Raw genomic sequence first — 15,899 nt, 5'->3', positions numbered from 1 at the left:
GATGCAGATTGCGCGCGTCGATATCCGGGCCTGCCGCCATCGGGGCGCGGCGTTGGGGGCCGACGCGCTGCGCGACGGGCAGGCGCGCGCGGGGCTGGATTACCTCGTTTACACGGTGACGACAGAAGGCGGGCAAAGCGCCTCGATGTTCGGCTTTGCCGCGCGTTCGGCGCTGGGAGCTGGCCACCTTGCCGCCGCCTCGCTGCGGCCCTTCTTCGTGGGCCGCAACGCACTGGATCGCGAGGCGGCCTGGCAGGACTGGCGCGTGGCCGACCGCTGGTGGCATCACCTGCCGATCTACAGCTATGGCCCGCTCGATTGCTGCCTGTGGATCCTTGCGGCCGAGGCGGCGGGCAAGCCGCTCTGGCGCTATATCGGCGGCCTGCGGTCCGAGGTGCCGGTCTATGCCTCCTCGCTGGTGCTGCCGGATGCCGATGCCTACGTGGCCGAGGCGCGCGCGGTACAGGCGGCGGGCCTGCGCGCCTACAAGGTGCATCCGCCGGGCAAGTCGTTGGCGCAGGACATCGAGATTCACCGCGCCGTGCGCGACGCGGTCGGTCCCGATTTCCCGCTGATGTCGGACCCGGTCGCGCCCTACACGCTGGACGAGGCGCTGCGGCTGGGGCGCGAGCTGGAGCGTCTGGGCTATCTCTGGCTGGAAGAGCCGTTACCCGATGAGAACTTCGCCGCGCTGCGCGAACTGACCCGCGCGCTGGATATTCCTGTCATTGGCACCGAGGTGCTACCCAAACACCCCTATTCGGTGGCCGAATGCCTTGCCACCCGCGTGGTGGACGGCGTGCGCGCCGACCCGTCATGGTCGGGCGGCATCACCGGCACGCTGAAAACCGCCCGCCTCGCCGAGGCGTTCCATGCGCCTTGCGAGTTGCACACGACGATCTTCCAGCCGCTGGAACTGGTGAACCTGCACCTCAACGGGGCCATCGGCAATTCCCGCTATCTCGAACTGCTCTGGCCCGCCGAGACCTTTGCCTTCGGCCTTGCCGCGCCACTGCCCGTGGCAAACGGCATAGCCACAATGCCCCAGGGGCCGGGGCTGGGCATCGCGCTTGACTGGGACATGATCGACAACGACACGCTGGAGGTGCTGTGAGCGATCCCGCAACAGATGACCGCCTGCTCCTGCTGTCGCCCGCCGACAACGTGCTGGTCGCGCGCGCGCCAATCGCCGCAGGCGAACGGATCTGGCTGGACGGGCGGCAATTGACGGTCGGTGCCGCGCTGTCGATGGGCCACAAGCTGGCGCGCCGTGCCATTGCGGCGGGGGACAGCGTGGTGAAATACGGCGCCGTCATCGGCACCGCGACGGCAGACATCGCGCCGGGCGCGCATGTGCACCTGCACAACCTGCGCAGCAACTACACGGCAACCTATGCACTCGACGCACCGGCAGGGGGCACGCCATGACCGCACTTTCGGGCTATCTGCGCGCGGACGGGCGCAAGGGCATCCGCAACCGCGTGGCGGTGGCTTACCTCGTCGAATGCGCCCATCACGTCGCCCGCGAAATCGCCTGGCCCCACCGGGACGAGGCGCATGTCATCGGCTTTCCCGGTTGCTACCCCAACAGCTACGCCCAGACGATGATGGAGCGGCTTTGCACCCATCCCAACGTGGGCGCGGTGCTGCTTGTCTCGCTCGGGTGCGAAAGCTTCAACCGCCACAAGCTGGCCGAGGTGATCGCCGCCAGCGGTCGCCCGGTCGAGGTGCTGGTGATCCAGCGCGCGGGCGGCACGGCGGCCACCATCGCGCAGGGGCAGGCATGGGTGGAGCATGCGCTGGCGCAACTGGCCGGGCAGGCGCGGGTGCCGATGGAGGTGTCAGAACTGGTCGTCGGCACCGTCTGCGGCGGCTCGGACGGCACCAGCGGGCTGTCGGGCAACCCGGCGGCGGGCCGCGCCTTTGACAAGCTGGTGGCGGCGGGGGCCGCGTGCATCTTCGAGGAAACCGGCGAGCTGATCGGCTGCGAGGACATCATGGCCGAACGCGCCGCAACCCCGGAACTTGCCGGTGAACTGCGCGCGGCGGTGGAAAAGGCAGCGCGCTACTACGCCACGCTGGGCTATGGCAGCTTTGCCGCCGGCAATGCCGATGGCGGGCTGACGACGATCGAGGAAAAATCGCTGGGCGCCTATGCCAAGTCGGGCCGCTCGCGCATATCCGGGCTGATCAAGCCCGGCGACATTCCCCCCAAGGGCGGGCTTTACCTGATGGACGTGGTCCCCGATGGCGAGGTGCGCTTCGGCTTTCCCAACATCTCGGACAATGCCGAGATCGTCGAGATGATGGCCTCGGGCGCGCACCTGACGCTGTTCGTGACCGGGCGCGGCTCGGTCGTGGGCTCGGCGCTGGCCCCGGTGATCAAGATCGCCGCCAACCCCGAGATGTATGCCCGCCTGTCGGCCGACATGGACATCAACGCGGGCCGCATCATTACCGGCGAGGGGACGCTTGATGCCGTGGGCGACGAGATCTTCGACCGGGTCCTCGCCACCGCCGCCGGGCAGCCCACCTGTTCCGAGGCGATGGGCCATGCCGAGTTCATCCTGACCTACAAGACGTTCGAGCCGATCGGGCCGGCCTGCCTGCCCGCGTGAAGGAGAGAGAATGGGACGACTGGACGGCAAGCGCGCACTGATCACTGCGGCGGGGCAGGGCATTGGCCGGGCCAGCGCGCTGGCGATGGCGCGCGAGGGGGCGACGGTGATCGCCACCGACATCAATGCCGAGGCGCTGGCGGCGCTGGGCACCGAGGCGCCGGGGATCGAGAAGCGGCTGCTGAACGTGATGGACAAGGACTCGGTAAGCCGGATGGCGGCCGAGGTCGGCGCGCTGGACGTTCTCTTCAACTGCGCGGGTTTTGTCGCCCACGGCAGCATCCTTGATTGCGACGAGGATCAGTGGGCCTTCTCTGTCGATCTGAACATGACGGCCATGTACCGTATGTGCCGCGCCTTCCTGCCGGCGATGATCGCAGGCGGGGGCGGGTCGATCATCAACATGTCTTCGGTCGCCAGCGCGGTCATCGCCGCGCCCAACCGCTTTGTCTACGGCGCGACCAAGGCGGGTGTGATCGGCCTGACGAAATCCATCGCCGCCGATTTCATCGGGCAGGGGATACGGGCCAACGCGATCTGCCCCGGCACGGTCGAAAGCCCGTCGCTGGAGGGCCGCCTGCGCGCCACAGGCGACTATGACGCCGCGCGCCGCGCCTTCATCGCCCGGCAGCCCATCGGCCGCATAGGCAAGGCCGAGGAGATTGCCGCGCTGGTCGTCTACCTCGCCTCGGACGAGGCCGCCTATACCACCGGCGTCGCCCACGTGATCGACGGCGGCTGGGCCAATATCTGAAGGAGACCGCGCATGAAACTTTTCCGTCACGGCCCCCGCGGGCAGGAGCGCCCCGGCATCGTCGCCGCCGATGGCAGCCTGCGCGACCTGACCGGGCTGGTGCCCGATATCGGCGGCGCGGTCCTGTCGGATGCGGGCCTTGCGATGCTGCGCGCGGTTGATCCGCTGGCCCTGCCGCAGGTCGACCCCGCCACCCGGCTGGGCGCCTGCGTCGCCGGCACCGGCAAGTTCATCTGCATCGGGCTGAATTATTCCGACCATGCCGCCGAAACCGGGGCGACGGTGCCGCCCGAACCCATCATCTTCATGAAGGCCACCAGCGCCATTTGCGGGCCGAACGACCCCATCATCATCCCTCGCGGATCGGTCAAGACCGACTGGGAGGTGGAGCTGGCCGTGATCATCGGCAGCCCTGCGAAATATGTGAGCGAAGCCAATGCACTGGCCCATGTCGCGGGCTATGCGTTGACCAACGATGTCAGCGAGCGCGCCTTCCAGATCGAACGGTCCGGGCAATGGACCAAGGGCAAATCCTGCGACAATTTCGGCCAGATCGGCCCGTGGCTGGTCACGCGCGACGCGGTTCCCGACCCGCAGGCCCTGCCGATGTGGCTGACGGTGAATGGCGAGACGATGCAGAACGGCTCGACCAGGACGATGGTCTTCGGTGTGGCGTACCTGGTCAGTTACCTCAGCCAGTTCATGACGCTACATCCGGGCGACGTGGTTTCAACCGGCACACCGCCGGGCGTCGGCCTTGGCATGGTGCCGCAGCGCTACCTCAAGGCCGGCGACGTGGTGGAACTGGGCATCGAAGGGCTGGGCACGCAACGGCAGGATGTGATCGCGGACTGAAACGGAAAAGGGAGGCACGAAGATGGATTTCATCGACACGCACCAGCATCTGATCTGGCGGGACAGGTTCGGCTATGGCTGGACCAACGACATCCCGCCGCTCGCCACGGGTGATTTCACGCCCGAGGACTACCAGGCGCAGACCCGAGGCCTTGGCGTGGCCGGCACGCTGTTCATGGAGGCAGGCGTCGACGACGCCGATTACCAGGCCGAGGCGCGCTATGTGGCGACGCGCGTCGGGGCGGACGGGATCATGGGCCAGATCGCCTCGTGCCGGCCTGAGGAGGACGCGGGCTTTGACGCCTGGCTGGAGGAATGCGACGGGCTGCACGTTCATGGCTACCGCCGCATCCTGCATGTCGTGCCCGACGAGATGTCGCAGGCGGACGTCTTTCGCGCCAACCTGCGCAAGATCGGGCAGCGCGGGTTGACCTTCGATCTGTGCTTTCTCGCCCGGCAGTTGCCGATCGCCGCAGAGCTGGTGCGCGCCTGCGACGACCAGACCTTTGTCCTTGATCATTGCGGCGTGCCTGACATCGCGGGCGGCGGGTTCGACGCTTGGGCGGCGGGGATGGATGCCCTGGCCGCCTTTCCGCATGTCAATGTCAAGCTCTCCGGCATCACGGCCTATTGCGCGCCCGGCACGGCCAGCGCCGCCACGCTGCAGCCGTGGGTGGATCATGTGCTCAACCGCTTCGGGCCGGACCGCGTGGTCTGGGGCTCGGACTGGCCGGTGGTCGTGCTAGGCGCGGGGCTGACCGACTGGATCGCGATCACGCGCGACCTGCTGGGCGGGCTGTCGGCGGACGAGCAGGAAAAGATTGCCGGTCAGAACGCCCGAAGGATTTATAACCTACCCGCCTGACATGGGCAGGATTTGAGCAGGGCCCCTCGGCATTCCGTTACCGTGATGCGGGCGCCCTTCGGGTGGCGTCGGCGTGTTGTTGACCGACGCGTGCAAGAGGAGTGCTGCGTCGGGCGCAGCAGGCCGGCCGATCGCGCCAGCATTGGCCCCCGGCACAGATCACAACCGGACGGCCGTCGCTACCGCGCAAGACCCGCGGCCGGTCGCGGTGGTTTCGTTCAGCACCAGAGCGGGGCCGAACTGGTCAGCGGGCTCCTGCTGCGAGGTTGGCCAGCAGGCGGAAGGCGCCCGGCACCAGCTTTTCCATCTGGTAGTGCAGGATCAGCGCGCAGTGGCTGTGCCGCCCCTCGCCGATCTTCGCCGACAGCAGCGCGCCTCGCAAAGGCGCCTCGCCCGGATCGGCCATTTCCAGCAAGGGCTGATAGGCCGGGTCCCATGCGCTGGCGAAATAAAGGCCGCGCTCCTTGATCCAGCCCTCCCAGTCGGCGGGGCCGATCTTGTTGGGGCCGGTCAGCAGCGGATGATCGGGCACCAGCACGGTGACGGCCGCCGCCGGATCGGTGACGCGCCAGCGCAGCGAGGGCATGCCGATGGTCAGAGGCAGCGGCGGCACGCTGGCCGGATCCCAGCCATCCATCGGCCGGTGGTAGAGCGTCACCAGGTGGCCACCGGCGCGCACCCAGTCATGAATGCGCGGCATCGCGGCGCGCAGGGCAGGGCGCGTGCGCATCGCGAAGGGGCCGACGATCAGCGTGTCGACACCATCGAGCGGGCGGGCCGAGGCCAGCGCCGCATCGGTGGGTTCTTCGCAATCAAGGCCGATGGCGCGCAGCCAATGCGCCACCCGGTCGCTGCCGCCGCCGATGCAGGCGACGCGCGACGTGGGTAGCGCCACGTCGAGGGCGCGAAGCTTCAGCACCGCCGGGACGGCACGAAGCCGGGCTGCGACATGCGGGTGGTCGATCAGGGTCACCTGCGCGGCCGCCTCCCCGTCAAGGTGAAGCGGCACCTCGTAAAGCCCCGGCGTAAGGTCGGCGGGCGCCTGCAGGGTCAGACCTCCCGGTCCGGCCTCTTGCGTCCAGCCGTCCGGGGCCGCGGCGCTGACGGCGGCGGCCGGGGGGTGAACCTCGGCCAGGTCAAGCGTGACGGCCGTCTGCCCGGCCTGCCTGTTCAACACAGCCGTCGCAGGGTGAAGTCGCAGGCTGCGGGCGGGCAGCACAAGGGGCTGGGTTTCCAGCGGAAGGTGCAGGGTGGACGACACCGCGCCGGAGCGGACTGTCAACGCCACGCAGGGCAGGTGCGGCGCGTCGGGGTGCCATTCGGCCGGGTAGGGATCGGACGGCGCGGCATCGGGCCGGGGGCCGATCCTGTCGTCCTGTTGCTGCCAGTCGGCGGGCAGCACGGGGGCCACCGTGATGGCATCGGCGCGGCCCTTGTCCGCTTCGACGACCAGCCTCGCGCTCTGCCCCGGGCGCAGGCGATCGGCGTCGAGATAGGCCGCAACCTCGACCCCGGCGGCAAGCTGGATCACGCGGGCAAGCTGGGCCTCCTTGCGCTGAAGGCGATGGCGCGGCTCGGCGGGGGCCGCGTCGCGCGCCCGCGTGACCGATGCCAGCGCCTCGGCCGCCAGCCGCAGGACGGCGGCGGGATCGGGGAAGGCGGCGATGGCCGCGTCGATGGCGCGGTCGGCCTCGGCAAGGCCGGGCAGGCCCAGATCGCCCAGCCGCAGCGGCAGGCCCGAGGTGACGGCGGTATCGGGCCCGGCAACCTCGGTGCGCGCAAGGTGCAGCGGCCAGTCACGCCCGGTGCCCGCGGGCCGCCAGGCGCCCATGCCTTGGGTGGCATGGAACCAGCGCGACTGCTGGCCGATCTGCTCCCACGTCCAGCCGGAAAACCCGTCCTCGCCACTGCCCGTAATCGTCAGCGTGGCGGGGGGCGGCGGCACGTCGTCGTCATAGCTGCCACCGCCGCCGCCCCATCCGGGCAGGTAAAGCTTGGAAACCTGCCAGGCCGGCAGATCACAGCCGTCAAAGGCCGGGTCGGCCGCGGCGTCCATGACCAGGTGCGCCGTGGCGGTCATCGCCCGGTGATGGCCGTGCTGGCCCGGTACGTCGAGGAAGGTGGGGCAGATGATGTCGGGCCGCTCGGTCCGCACGATCTCGACGAAGCGGGCCAGCGTCCGTTCTGCCCCCCAGCGGCGCAGCGTATCTTCGCCCGACTTGGAAAAGCCGAAGTCATGGACCGGGTCGGCCGGGTCGCGCGCGAACCAGTAAAGGTGCATCCCCAGCACCTCGGCGGCACGCTCCATCTCGGCGGTGCGCAGGGTGCCGAGGTCCTCGGACACCTCGGTGCCGATCGCGTTCTGCCCGCCCTCGCCACGGGTCGAACAGGCATAGGACAGCTGCAAGCCGTCGCGCAGGCCCAGCACGGCCAGCATCGCGGTGGTTTCGTCATCGGGATGCGCGCCGGTGTTCATGAACGAGACGACCGAGCGCAGGGGCTGCAGCGCCCGCCACAGCATCAGGGCGCGGGGCCGCGTTGTCTGGCGGGTGATACGGTCGCGGGGGGAAAGCGGCATGGCGGGCTCCAGATGTCAGGCGGTGGTATCGGCAAGATGCGGGGTGAAGACGCGGCTAATCACCAGCGCGGCGCCGCCGAGGGTGGCGGTCATCCGGCCCGAGGCGCCGCGGCAAAGGCGTGGCAGTCTGCGGCCGGGGCGGGCCGCGACGGACCGGTCGCCGGGCCGGCAGGCGGCGATGAGATCGTCAAGCACGCCGTCGGGCATGGCCCCGCCAAGAATCACCGTTTCGGGATCGAACAGGTTCTCGATCATCTGTACTGCACTCGACAGCGGGCCTGCGGCCTCGGCGATCCAGTGTGTCAGCGCGGGGTGCCCGGCGGAATGCAGCCGGGCGATATCCTCGACGCTGGTCACCGTCACTCCCGCCTCGGCCAGCCGCTGGCCCAGGGCAAGGCGGCTGACGACCGATTCCAGCGGCACTGCCTGCCCCTCGAAGGGCACCGGCACATGGCCGATCTCGCCGGCATTGCCCTGCGCGCCCTTGATCAGCTGGCCACGCTCCACCACGCCAAGGCCAAGGCCGGTCCCGAAATAGACATAGGCAAAAGACGACAGGCCCTGCGCCGCGCCGGAGACACGTTCCGCGACGGCCGCGGCGTTGGCGTCATTCTCCAGCACGACCGGCAGGCCAAGTTCCTGTTCGATCCGGGTGCGGGCAAGGTCCAGCGGCCAATCCGGCAGGTCCGAGGCGCGGCCGGTCAGGCCGGTCGCACCGAACGGCCCCGGCAAGACGATGCCGGCGCCAATCAGTTTGCCCGCGGGCAGCCCCGTTGCCTTGATGGCCGCGTCGCGCATCCGCGCGAGGATGCGCGCGACATGGTCGATATCCGCGATCTCAAGCGGTTGACGGTCGGAGGCCAGCATCCGACCCTCCATGTCCATCAGCGTTGACAGGACCGTCTTCGGCCGCACCTCGGCCCCGAAGGCCAGCGCGCCCAACGGGTTGATGGTGTACTTTACCACCGGCAGGCCGCGCCCCTCGGCCACCCGTCCGCCTTCCTGCAACAGCCCGTCGGACAGAAGCTCGGCAATGATGTTGCTGACTGTTTGCGTGGTCAGGCCCGAGGCGCGCGCGATCGCCGCCCGTCCCATGCCGCCCGCAGCGTGGATGCAGCCCAGTACGACACGGCGATTGTGCAGCCGGGTACGCTCGGCATTCGAACCAGCGATGGAGAGGCCCGGTGCATTCATGTCACCTGTTTAAGTCAAGCGAAGTGAGTGTTCAAATGAATTGACTTAATCTGAGAATGTTTCATGATCGGTCCCAATAACGGATTTCACTGGGGAGAAACGTAATGACGAAACTGACACGACGTATGATGCTCGGCGCCGCGGCGGCGACTGCGCTCATGGCAGCGGCTCCGGCCCATGCTGTCGAGATTGAGTACTGGCAGTATTTCTACCAGCAGCGCGTCGATGCGATGAACATCCTGATCGCGAATTTCGAGAAGGCGAATCCGGACATCACCGTCAAGATGACGACCTTCCCCTATGACGACTACCGCACCAAGGTGGCCGCCGCGATTCCCGCGGGCGAGGGGCCGGACGTGGTGCAACTGTTCTACGGTTGGCTGAACGACTACGTCACCGCCGGGCTGATCCAGCCCCTGCCGGCGGATGCCTTCCCGCCGGACCAGATCGACAAGGACTTCTTCCCGATGGTGCAGGCGATGAAGGTGGACGGCCAGTATATGGCCCTGCCGACCGCCGTGCGCTCGCTGGCGCTGTTCTATAACAAGCGGCTGTTCGCGCAGGCCGGCATCACGACGCCGCCCACCACGCTGGACGAGTTGGTGGCCGATGCCAAGCTGATGACCAAGACCGATGGCGCGGGCAACATCATCCAGGAAGGTCTGACCTCGGGCATGACCGGGCAGGACCACCAGTGGATGCGCGAAGTGTTGTTCCGCCAGTTCGGCACCGCGCCCTATTCCGACGACCGCAAGACGGTGACCTATGACAACGAGGCCGGGGTGGCCGCGCTGAAGTGGTATACCGACCTGCAATTGACCGACAAGGTGACCAACAGCACCTTCATGGACGAGGCGCAGGCCGCGTTCAAGGCGGGCCGGGCTGGCATGCATATCGACGGCTCGTTCCGCATCGGCGCGCTGCAAAGCACCGACGGTCTGGACTGGGGCGTGGCCGAACTGCCCGCCGGGCCGACCGGCATCAAGTCTAACTATGCCTCCTACTGGGTGAACGCGATCACCAGCCAGGCACAGGGTGAAAAGCTGGCCGCGGCTGAAAAGTTCATGGCCTACATCACCTCGGACGAGGCGATGGATATCTGGCTCAAGACCGTGGGTGAGCTGCCGGCCAAACCCGCCGCGGCCCTGACCGATGCGAACAAGGCCGACCCGATCTATGGCCCGTTCGTCAACGGGCTGGCCTATGCCCATGCCACGCTCTTTGCCGATGAGACCACGCAACGCACGGTGCTGGTCGATGCGGTCAACCGCGTGCTGCTGGAAGGGCAGGACCCGGCAGAAAGCCTTGACGTGGCTGCAAAAGCCGAACAGGCCTTCCTCGACAAGTTCTTCGCGGACCAGTGATCCGCGTGCTGTGAAAACATGACAGGGGGAGCTGCTTGGCCCCCTGTCATTTTCCCGGGAAGGCGGCATGGGACTTTTTCACAATCCGACGGTCGAACAGCGCCGAACGCGCTGGGCGTGGACGTTTCTGGCCCTGCCCATCGTGTTTTACGTCGTGGTCAGGTTCTGGCCCACGGCGGATGCCTTCGTGCTGTCGTTCGAGAAGTGGAACCTTCTGAAGCCACGCGAATTCGTTGGCTGGAAGAACTACGTCGAGCTGTGGAATGACCCTGTGTTCTGGAAGGTGTTCCGCAACACCTTTGCCTACCTTCTGATCGGCACGCCGATCAGCCTTGTGCTGTCGTTCTTCGTGGCCTGGCATCTGGACAAGGTGCGCTTCATGCATGGCACGATCCGCGCGCTGTATTTCCTGCCTTTCATGACCTCGGCGGTGGCGATGGCCTGGGTCTGGCGCTGGTTCTACCAGCCGGTGCCGATCGGGCTGTTCAACAACCTGCTGTCGAGCTTCGGCTTCAGCCAGATCAAGTTTCTCGCCTCTACCACCAACGCGCTGCCTTCGGTGCTGGCGCCGGCCATCTGGGCGGGGCTGGGGTTCCAGATCATCATCTTCATGGCCGGGCTGCGGGCGATCCCCGGCAGCTATTACGAGGCCGCGCGCATCGATGGCGTGTCGGGCCTGACGGTGCTGTGGGAGATTACCCTGCCGCTTCTGAAACCCACGATCGTGTTCATCGTGGTCTTTTCCTCGATCGGATTCCTGCGGATCTTCGACCAGGTCTTCAACATGACCACGAACGACCCCGGCGGTCCGCTGAACGCCACCAAGCCGCTGGTGCTGCTGATCTACCAGACGGCCTTTGCGTCCTACGACATGGGCTATGCGGCAGCGCAGACGGTGGTGCTGTTCCTGATCCTGCTCGCGGTCAGCCTGCTGCAACTTTACATCATGCGGGACCGGGTATGACGGCGGGCCCTGTCCTGAAAGGTGCTGCCGACCGCGTCCTGGCCGCGCCTGCCGCGCCGCGCCGCAAAGGCCATCCCGGCGCCTACTTGCGCTGGCTGCTGCTGTTCGCCGGTGGGCTGATCATGGTGGCGCCGCTGGTCTGGATGCTGTCGGCCTCGTTCAAGTTCTCCTACGAGCTTTACGACCTCAACCTGATCCCGGTCGAGCCGACCTTGCGCAATTACGAGAAGGTGCTGGGCGACCCGCGCTTCCTGCGCTGGTTCGGCAATTCCTTCCTGATCGCCACGATCGTGACGATGTCGAACCTCTTCTTCGACAGCCTCGTCGGCTATACCTTGTGCAAGTTCCGCTTTCCCGGCCGCACGCTGATCTTCATCGCGATCCTGTCCACGCTGATGATCCCGACCGAGATGCTGGTGATCCCGTGGTACGTGATGAGCCAGAAGTTCGGCTGGCTCGACAGCTACTGGGGCATCATGTTCCCCGGCATGATGACGGCCTTCGGCACCTTCCTGATGAAGCAGTTCTTCGAATCCGTGCCGGACGATTTCCTTGAGGCCGCGCGCATCGACGGGCTGAACGAGTTCCAGATCTGGTGGTCGGTCGCGATGCCGCTGGTGCGCCCGGCGCTGGCGGCCCTGGCGATCTTCGTGTTTCTCGGCAACTGGACGGCGTTCCTGTGGCCGCTGATCGTGACCAACAGCGTCGAGATGTACACGATCCCCGTCGGGCTGAAGACCTTCGCGGTGGAACAGAACGTGGACTGGGAGATGGTGATGACCGGGGCCGCCATCGCCACGCTGCCCACGCTGGTCATCTTCCTGATCTTCCAGCGGTTCATCATCCGCGGCGTCGTGATGGCGGGGCTGAAAGGGTGACGCAGGACAGTTCGACCTTTCCCGATCCGGTCTATGCGGACACGGTGCTTGCGCCGCTCTTCGACGGGGTCAAGGCGCATTACGCGGGCCATATCGCGGCGATCAACCACGCCCATCTGGTGATGCTGGTGGAAACCGGGATCGTCGGGCGCGACGAGGGCGCGCGGATTGCCACGGCACTGTCCGAGGTCGAGGATGGGCTGGACCTGTCGGCGCTGCGCTATACCGGAGAATTCGAGGATTACTTCTTTCTTGTCGAGGCGGAGTTGAAGGCGCGGATCGGCGCCGATCTTGGCGGCATGTTGCACACGGCCCGGTCGCGCAACGACATGGACCACACCGTGTTCAAGATGGCGCTGCAACGGCGCACCGCCGCCCTTATGGCCGAAGGGCTGGCGCTGGCCGAGACGCTGCTGGCCAAGGCGCGCGCCGAGCGTGACACGCTGATCGTGGCCTATACCCACGGCCAGCCCGCCCAGCCCACCACCTTCGGCCATTACCTGTCGGCGGCGCTGGAGGTGTTGATCCGCGACCTGACCCGGCTGCACGCCGCGGCGCGGGCGCTGGACCATTGCCCGATGGGCGCGGCCGCGATCACCACCACCGGTTTCCCGATTGACCGCGACCGGATGGCGGATCTGCTGGGCTTCACCGCGCCGCTGCTCAATTCCTATGGCTGCATCGCCTCGGTCGATTACGTGACCGGCCTTTATTCGGCGATCAAGCTGACCTTCCTCCATCTCGGGCGGCTGGTGCAGGACATGGCGTTCTGGTCTGCCTTCGAGGTGGGCCAGCTTTACGTGCCCAACGCGCTGGTCCAGATCTCGTCGATCATGCCGCAAAAGCGCAACCCGGTGCCGATCGAGCACCTGCGCCACCTTGCCAGCATGGCGGCGGGCCAGTGCGACGCGGTGGTCAACACCATGCACAACACCCCCTTCACCGACATGAACGACAGCGAGGGCGAGGTGCAGCAGGCAGGCTACGCCGCCTTCGCCACCGGCACCCGCGTGTTGCGGCTGCTGACCAGCCTGATCGGCGGCGTCAGCATCAACGCCGCGCGCGTGCGGGCCAATGCCGCCGCGGCCTGTGTCACCGTTACCGAACTGGCCGATACGCTGGTGCGCACCGAAGGGCTGTCGTTCCGGCTGGCGCACGAGGTGGCCGCGGCGACGGCACGCGCGGTGATCGCGCGGGGGCAGGGCCTGGGCGAGGGGCATGACGCCTTCGCTGCGGCCTTCGCCGAGGTGGCGGGCCGGCCCAGCACCTTGAGCCCCGCCGCCTTTGCCGAGGCCGTCGCGCCTGAAACCTTCGTGGCCCGCCGCAATCGCAAGGGCGGGCCAGCGCCCGCCGCGCTCGACGCCGCCTTTGCCATCTACGCGGACGAGATCGGCGCGCTTGGCGCGGACCTTGCCGCCGGAAACACCCGCCGGGCCGATGCCGACACGCGCCGCGCCCGCGCCTTCGCCGCCCTGAAAGGAGCCTGAACCTTGGCTGACCTCGCGCTTCATGGCCTGACCAAGACCTTCGGCAAGACCAAGGTTCTGCATGGCATCGACCTCGCCGTGCAGGACGGCGAATTTGTCGTCTTCGTCGGCCCCTCCGGCTGCGGCAAGTCCACTACGCTGCGCATCATCGCCGGGCTGGAGGATGCCACCGCCGGCACCGTCGAGATTGGCGGGAGGGTGGTGAACAACCTTGAGCCCAAGGACCGCGACATCGCGATGGTGTTCCAGAACTACGCGCTCTACCCGCACATGACGGTGCGCAAGAACATCGGCTTCGGCCTGCGCACCTCGCGCCTGTCGCGGGCCGAGAAGGCCGCGCGCATCGCCGAGGTGGCCGGCGTGCTGGGCATGACCGACCTGCTGGACCGGCGTCCGTCGCAGCTGTCGGGCGGGCAGCGGCAGCGGGTGGCGATCGGCCGGGCGATGGTGCGCGATCCCAAGGTGTTTCTCTTCGACGAACCCTTGTCGAACCTCGACGCGCAGTTGCGCACCCAGATGCGGCTGGAAATCAAGAAACTGCACAAACAGGTCGGCACCACGATCATCTTCGTGACCCATGACCAGGTCGAGGCAATGACGCTGGCCGACCGCATCGTGATCATGAAGGACGGCGTGATCCAGCAGGTCGGCACGCCGTCGGAGGTGTTCAACGCCCCCGCCAACGTCTTTGTCGCGCGGTTCATTGGCGCACCTGCGATGAACCTGCTGCCCGGCTCCTGGCGCGAGGGCGGCGTGGCGCTGGACATGGGCGGGCAAATCGCGCTGCCCGGCCGTCAGCTGGCCGATGGCACGCGGGTCGATCTCGGCATCCGGCCGACCGATCTGGCGATCTCGGCCGACGGCGCCGGGCAGATCACCGGGGCGATCACTTTGGTAGAACCGCTTGGCGCGGAATCGATGCTTTACATCGACGCGGGCGGTGTCGAGATCATCGCGGCCTGTCCGGGCCGCACGGCGCCCGATCCCGGACAGCAGATCCGCCTGTCCGCCGATCCGGAGGCGCTGCACCTTTTCGATGCCACTACGGGCGAGGCCTTGCGGTGAACCGAGGCGTCCTCTGCGTCGGCCGCGTCTATTGCGATCTGGTCTTTTCGGGCCTGCCGGGCCTGCCCGCGGCGGGGCGCGAGGTGTTTGCCGAGGGGCTGCGGATGTCGGCCGGGGGCGGCGCGTTCATTACCGCGGCCTACCTTGCCGCGCTGGACAGACCTGCCGCGTTGGCCGCGGTGCTGCCCGCGGCGCCGTTCGACGGCCTGATGCGCTCGGAACTGAAACGCGCGGGCGTGGACGCCACCTTCTGCGAACAGGCCCACGGCGTGGAGCCGCAGATCACCGTCGCCATGGTCGAGGGAGATGACCGCGCTTTCCTCACGCGGCGCAGTGGCGCGGCCTTGCCCGACGGGATCGAGGCCGCGCTGGCCATGCCCGGTTTGCGTCACCTGCACATCGGCGAGGCAACGACCCTTGTCGAGCGGCCCGACCTGATCGCCGCTGCACGCCGGGTCGGCCTGACGATCTCGCTCGATTGTGGCTGGGACGCCGAGGTTTTCGCCGCCGCTGAACTGGCCAATCTTATTGCCGCCGTCGATGTCTTCTTGCCGAACGAAGCGGAAGCGCAGGCGCTTGCGGCGCATGGCATCGGGCCGGCGACAGCGCCCCTGACGGTGACCAAGCTGGGGGCCGCGGGCGCAATGGCGCGGGTGGATGGCCAGACAGTCAGGTGTTCGGCGCGAAAGAGCGCGGTCGTTGATTCAACCGGCGCCGGGGATGCTTTCAACGCCGGCTTTCTCCAGGTCTGGTTGGACAGCGGTGATATCGACGACGCTCTTCGGCTTGGCTGCGAATGCGGCGCGGTCGCGGTGGCCCGGTTGGGCGGGGCAACCGACCTGATACGGCGCGACATGCCACGGCAGACGGACCCGGCCGATGGCGGGCCAAGCCCGGCCAGACGGTTGGCTGATCTCTAGACTCCGGGACCTTGAAGATGGCGACGGGCCTCTGCGCGCGAGAGGTGGGCAATGGGCGAGGCTCCGCTTCCTGCGACCGGGATTATTGCAGAAGGTCGTCGCCTTTCATGCCGCGGACTTCGTCCGATTTAACCCGTGGCCGGGTCTCGTCTTCCAGCCGCGCTTCAAGCCGCTTCTACCCCCACGCGCAGCGACCGAATCGTTATAGCCGCAGGTGCGGCGTTCGTAGAATTGTGCCCGTTCTTGGCGCACACCAACGTCGCTCATATCCGTCTATAGTTGAGGCTTGGTTTGTGCGAACGCTGCTTTGACTCACAGCCCGGCGGCCTTCGTCAAAGGGGAAACTGGACATTTAAT

14 protein-coding genes are annotated in these 15,899 nt (G+C 67.4%); 12 read left to right on the top strand and 2 right to left on the bottom strand.

What is annotated here, in order from left to right; translation table 11 throughout:
- The first annotated feature begins 1 nt into the window (after position 1).
- The 6 genes from GC146_RS06025 to GC146_RS06000 are packed head-to-tail and all read left to right on the top strand — an operon-like array spanning position 2 to position 5,092.
- On the top strand, positions 2-1,114 hold the full coding sequence (locus GC146_RS06025; RefSeq protein WP_291835850.1) for an enolase C-terminal domain-like protein: 1,113 nt from the start codon (positions 2-4) through the stop codon (positions 1,112-1,114).
- A complete protein-coding gene (locus GC146_RS06020) occupies positions 1,111-1,428 on the top strand; it encodes a UxaA family hydrolase (RefSeq protein WP_291835847.1) in 318 nt (105 codons plus the stop codon). Before GC146_RS06025 ends, GC146_RS06020 begins: the two co-directional genes overlap by 4 nt.
- Positions 1,425-2,618, top strand: a complete 1,194-nt coding sequence (locus GC146_RS06015; protein ID WP_291835844.1) for a UxaA family hydrolase — start codon at positions 1,425-1,427, stop codon at positions 2,616-2,618. The genes GC146_RS06020 and GC146_RS06015 overlap by 4 nt, the downstream gene beginning before the upstream one ends.
- Positions 2,619-2,628: 10 nt before the next feature.
- On the top strand, positions 2,629-3,372 hold the full coding sequence (locus GC146_RS06010) for an SDR family oxidoreductase (RefSeq protein WP_291835842.1): 744 nt from the start codon (positions 2,629-2,631) through the stop codon (positions 3,370-3,372).
- 12 nt (positions 3,373-3,384) lie between these two features.
- The gene (locus tag GC146_RS06005; protein WP_291835838.1) at positions 3,385-4,227 is read left to right on the top strand and encodes a fumarylacetoacetate hydrolase family protein; all 843 of its coding nucleotides are present in this window, start codon (positions 3,385-3,387) and stop codon (positions 4,225-4,227) included.
- 22 nt (positions 4,228-4,249) lie between these two features.
- Positions 4,250-5,092, top strand: coding sequence for an amidohydrolase (locus GC146_RS06000; RefSeq protein WP_291835835.1), 843 nt, complete (start codon positions 4,250-4,252; stop codon positions 5,090-5,092).
- Between the two features lie 244 nt (positions 5,093-5,336).
- On the opposite strand, the gene GC146_RS05995 is transcribed toward GC146_RS06000, so the two are convergent.
- Both GC146_RS05995 and GC146_RS05990 read right to left on the bottom strand, forming a co-directional pair.
- Positions 5,337-7,670, bottom strand: coding sequence for a PIG-L family deacetylase (locus GC146_RS05995; protein WP_291835832.1), 2,334 nt, complete (start codon positions 7,668-7,670; stop codon positions 5,337-5,339).
- Between the two features lie 15 nt (positions 7,671-7,685).
- Entirely contained in the window at positions 7,686-8,864 is a 1,179-nt protein-coding gene (locus GC146_RS05990) for an ROK family transcriptional regulator (protein WP_291835828.1), read from the bottom strand.
- 104 nt (positions 8,865-8,968) lie between these two features.
- Between GC146_RS05990 and GC146_RS05985 the strand changes: the two genes are divergently transcribed.
- From GC146_RS05985 to GC146_RS05960, 6 genes are all read left to right on the top strand, one after another.
- Positions 8,969-10,228 carry an extracellular solute-binding protein gene (locus GC146_RS05985; RefSeq protein ID WP_291835825.1) on the top strand — a complete coding sequence of 420 codons (1,260 nt, stop codon included), beginning with the start codon at positions 8,969-8,971 and terminating at the stop codon, positions 10,226-10,228.
- 67 nt (positions 10,229-10,295) lie between these two features.
- The gene (locus GC146_RS05980; RefSeq protein WP_291835821.1) at positions 10,296-11,192 is read left to right on the top strand and encodes a sugar ABC transporter permease; all 897 of its coding nucleotides are present in this window, start codon (positions 10,296-10,298) and stop codon (positions 11,190-11,192) included.
- On the top strand, positions 11,189-12,070 hold the full coding sequence (locus tag GC146_RS05975; RefSeq protein WP_291835818.1) for a carbohydrate ABC transporter permease: 882 nt from the start codon (positions 11,189-11,191) through the stop codon (positions 12,068-12,070). The genes GC146_RS05980 and GC146_RS05975 overlap by 4 nt, the downstream gene beginning before the upstream one ends.
- Positions 12,067-13,557: an argininosuccinate lyase gene (argH, locus tag GC146_RS05970; RefSeq protein ID WP_291835816.1), complete on the top strand. Its 1,491-nt coding sequence runs from the start codon at positions 12,067-12,069 to the stop codon at positions 13,555-13,557. The genes GC146_RS05975 and argH overlap by 4 nt, the downstream gene beginning before the upstream one ends.
- A gap of 3 nt (positions 13,558-13,560) precedes the next feature.
- The gene (gene ugpC / locus GC146_RS05965; RefSeq protein ID WP_291835814.1) at positions 13,561-14,622 is read left to right on the top strand and encodes a sn-glycerol-3-phosphate ABC transporter ATP-binding protein UgpC; all 1,062 of its coding nucleotides are present in this window, start codon (positions 13,561-13,563) and stop codon (positions 14,620-14,622) included.
- The gene (locus GC146_RS05960) at positions 14,619-15,542 is read left to right on the top strand and encodes a PfkB family carbohydrate kinase (RefSeq protein WP_291835809.1); all 924 of its coding nucleotides are present in this window, start codon (positions 14,619-14,621) and stop codon (positions 15,540-15,542) included. Before ugpC ends, GC146_RS05960 begins: the two co-directional genes overlap by 4 nt.
- The last annotated feature ends 357 nt before the right edge of the window (positions 15,543-15,899 follow it).

It is taken from the genome of Limimaricola sp., from assembly GCF_016125575.1.
Lineage (GTDB): Bacteria > Pseudomonadota > Alphaproteobacteria > Rhodobacterales > Rhodobacteraceae > WGLM01.
Note: the sequence above shows the minus strand (reverse complement) of the source record. Positions and strands in the feature narration are given on the sequence as shown.

What these genes read in the sequence shown, in the direction of transcription:
- GC146_RS06025 (WP_291835850.1), top strand. Translation starts at nt 2, where the DNA reads ATGCAGATTGCGCGCGTCGATATCCGGGCCTGCCGCCATCGGGGCGCG.
- GC146_RS06015 (WP_291835844.1), top strand. Translation starts at nt 1,425, where the DNA reads ATGACCGCACTTTCGGGCTATCTGCGCGCGGACGGGCGCAAGGGCATC.
- GC146_RS06010 (WP_291835842.1), top strand. Translation starts at nt 2,629, where the DNA reads ATGGGACGACTGGACGGCAAGCGCGCACTGATCACTGCGGCGGGGCAG.
- GC146_RS06005 (WP_291835838.1), top strand. Translation starts at nt 3,385, where the DNA reads ATGAAACTTTTCCGTCACGGCCCCCGCGGGCAGGAGCGCCCCGGCATC.
- GC146_RS06000 (WP_291835835.1), top strand. Translation starts at nt 4,250, where the DNA reads ATGGATTTCATCGACACGCACCAGCATCTGATCTGGCGGGACAGGTTC.
- GC146_RS05995 (WP_291835832.1), bottom strand. Translation starts at nt 7,670, where the DNA reads ATGCCGCTTTCCCCCCGCGACCGTATCACCCGCCAGACAACGCGGCCC.
- GC146_RS05990 (WP_291835828.1), bottom strand. Translation starts at nt 8,864, where the DNA reads ATGAATGCACCGGGCCTCTCCATCGCTGGTTCGAATGCCGAGCGTACC.
- GC146_RS05985 (WP_291835825.1), top strand. Translation starts at nt 8,969, where the DNA reads ATGACGAAACTGACACGACGTATGATGCTCGGCGCCGCGGCGGCGACT.
- GC146_RS05980 (WP_291835821.1), top strand. Translation starts at nt 10,296, where the DNA reads ATGGGACTTTTTCACAATCCGACGGTCGAACAGCGCCGAACGCGCTGG.
- GC146_RS05975 (WP_291835818.1), top strand. Translation starts at nt 11,189, where the DNA reads ATGACGGCGGGCCCTGTCCTGAAAGGTGCTGCCGACCGCGTCCTGGCC.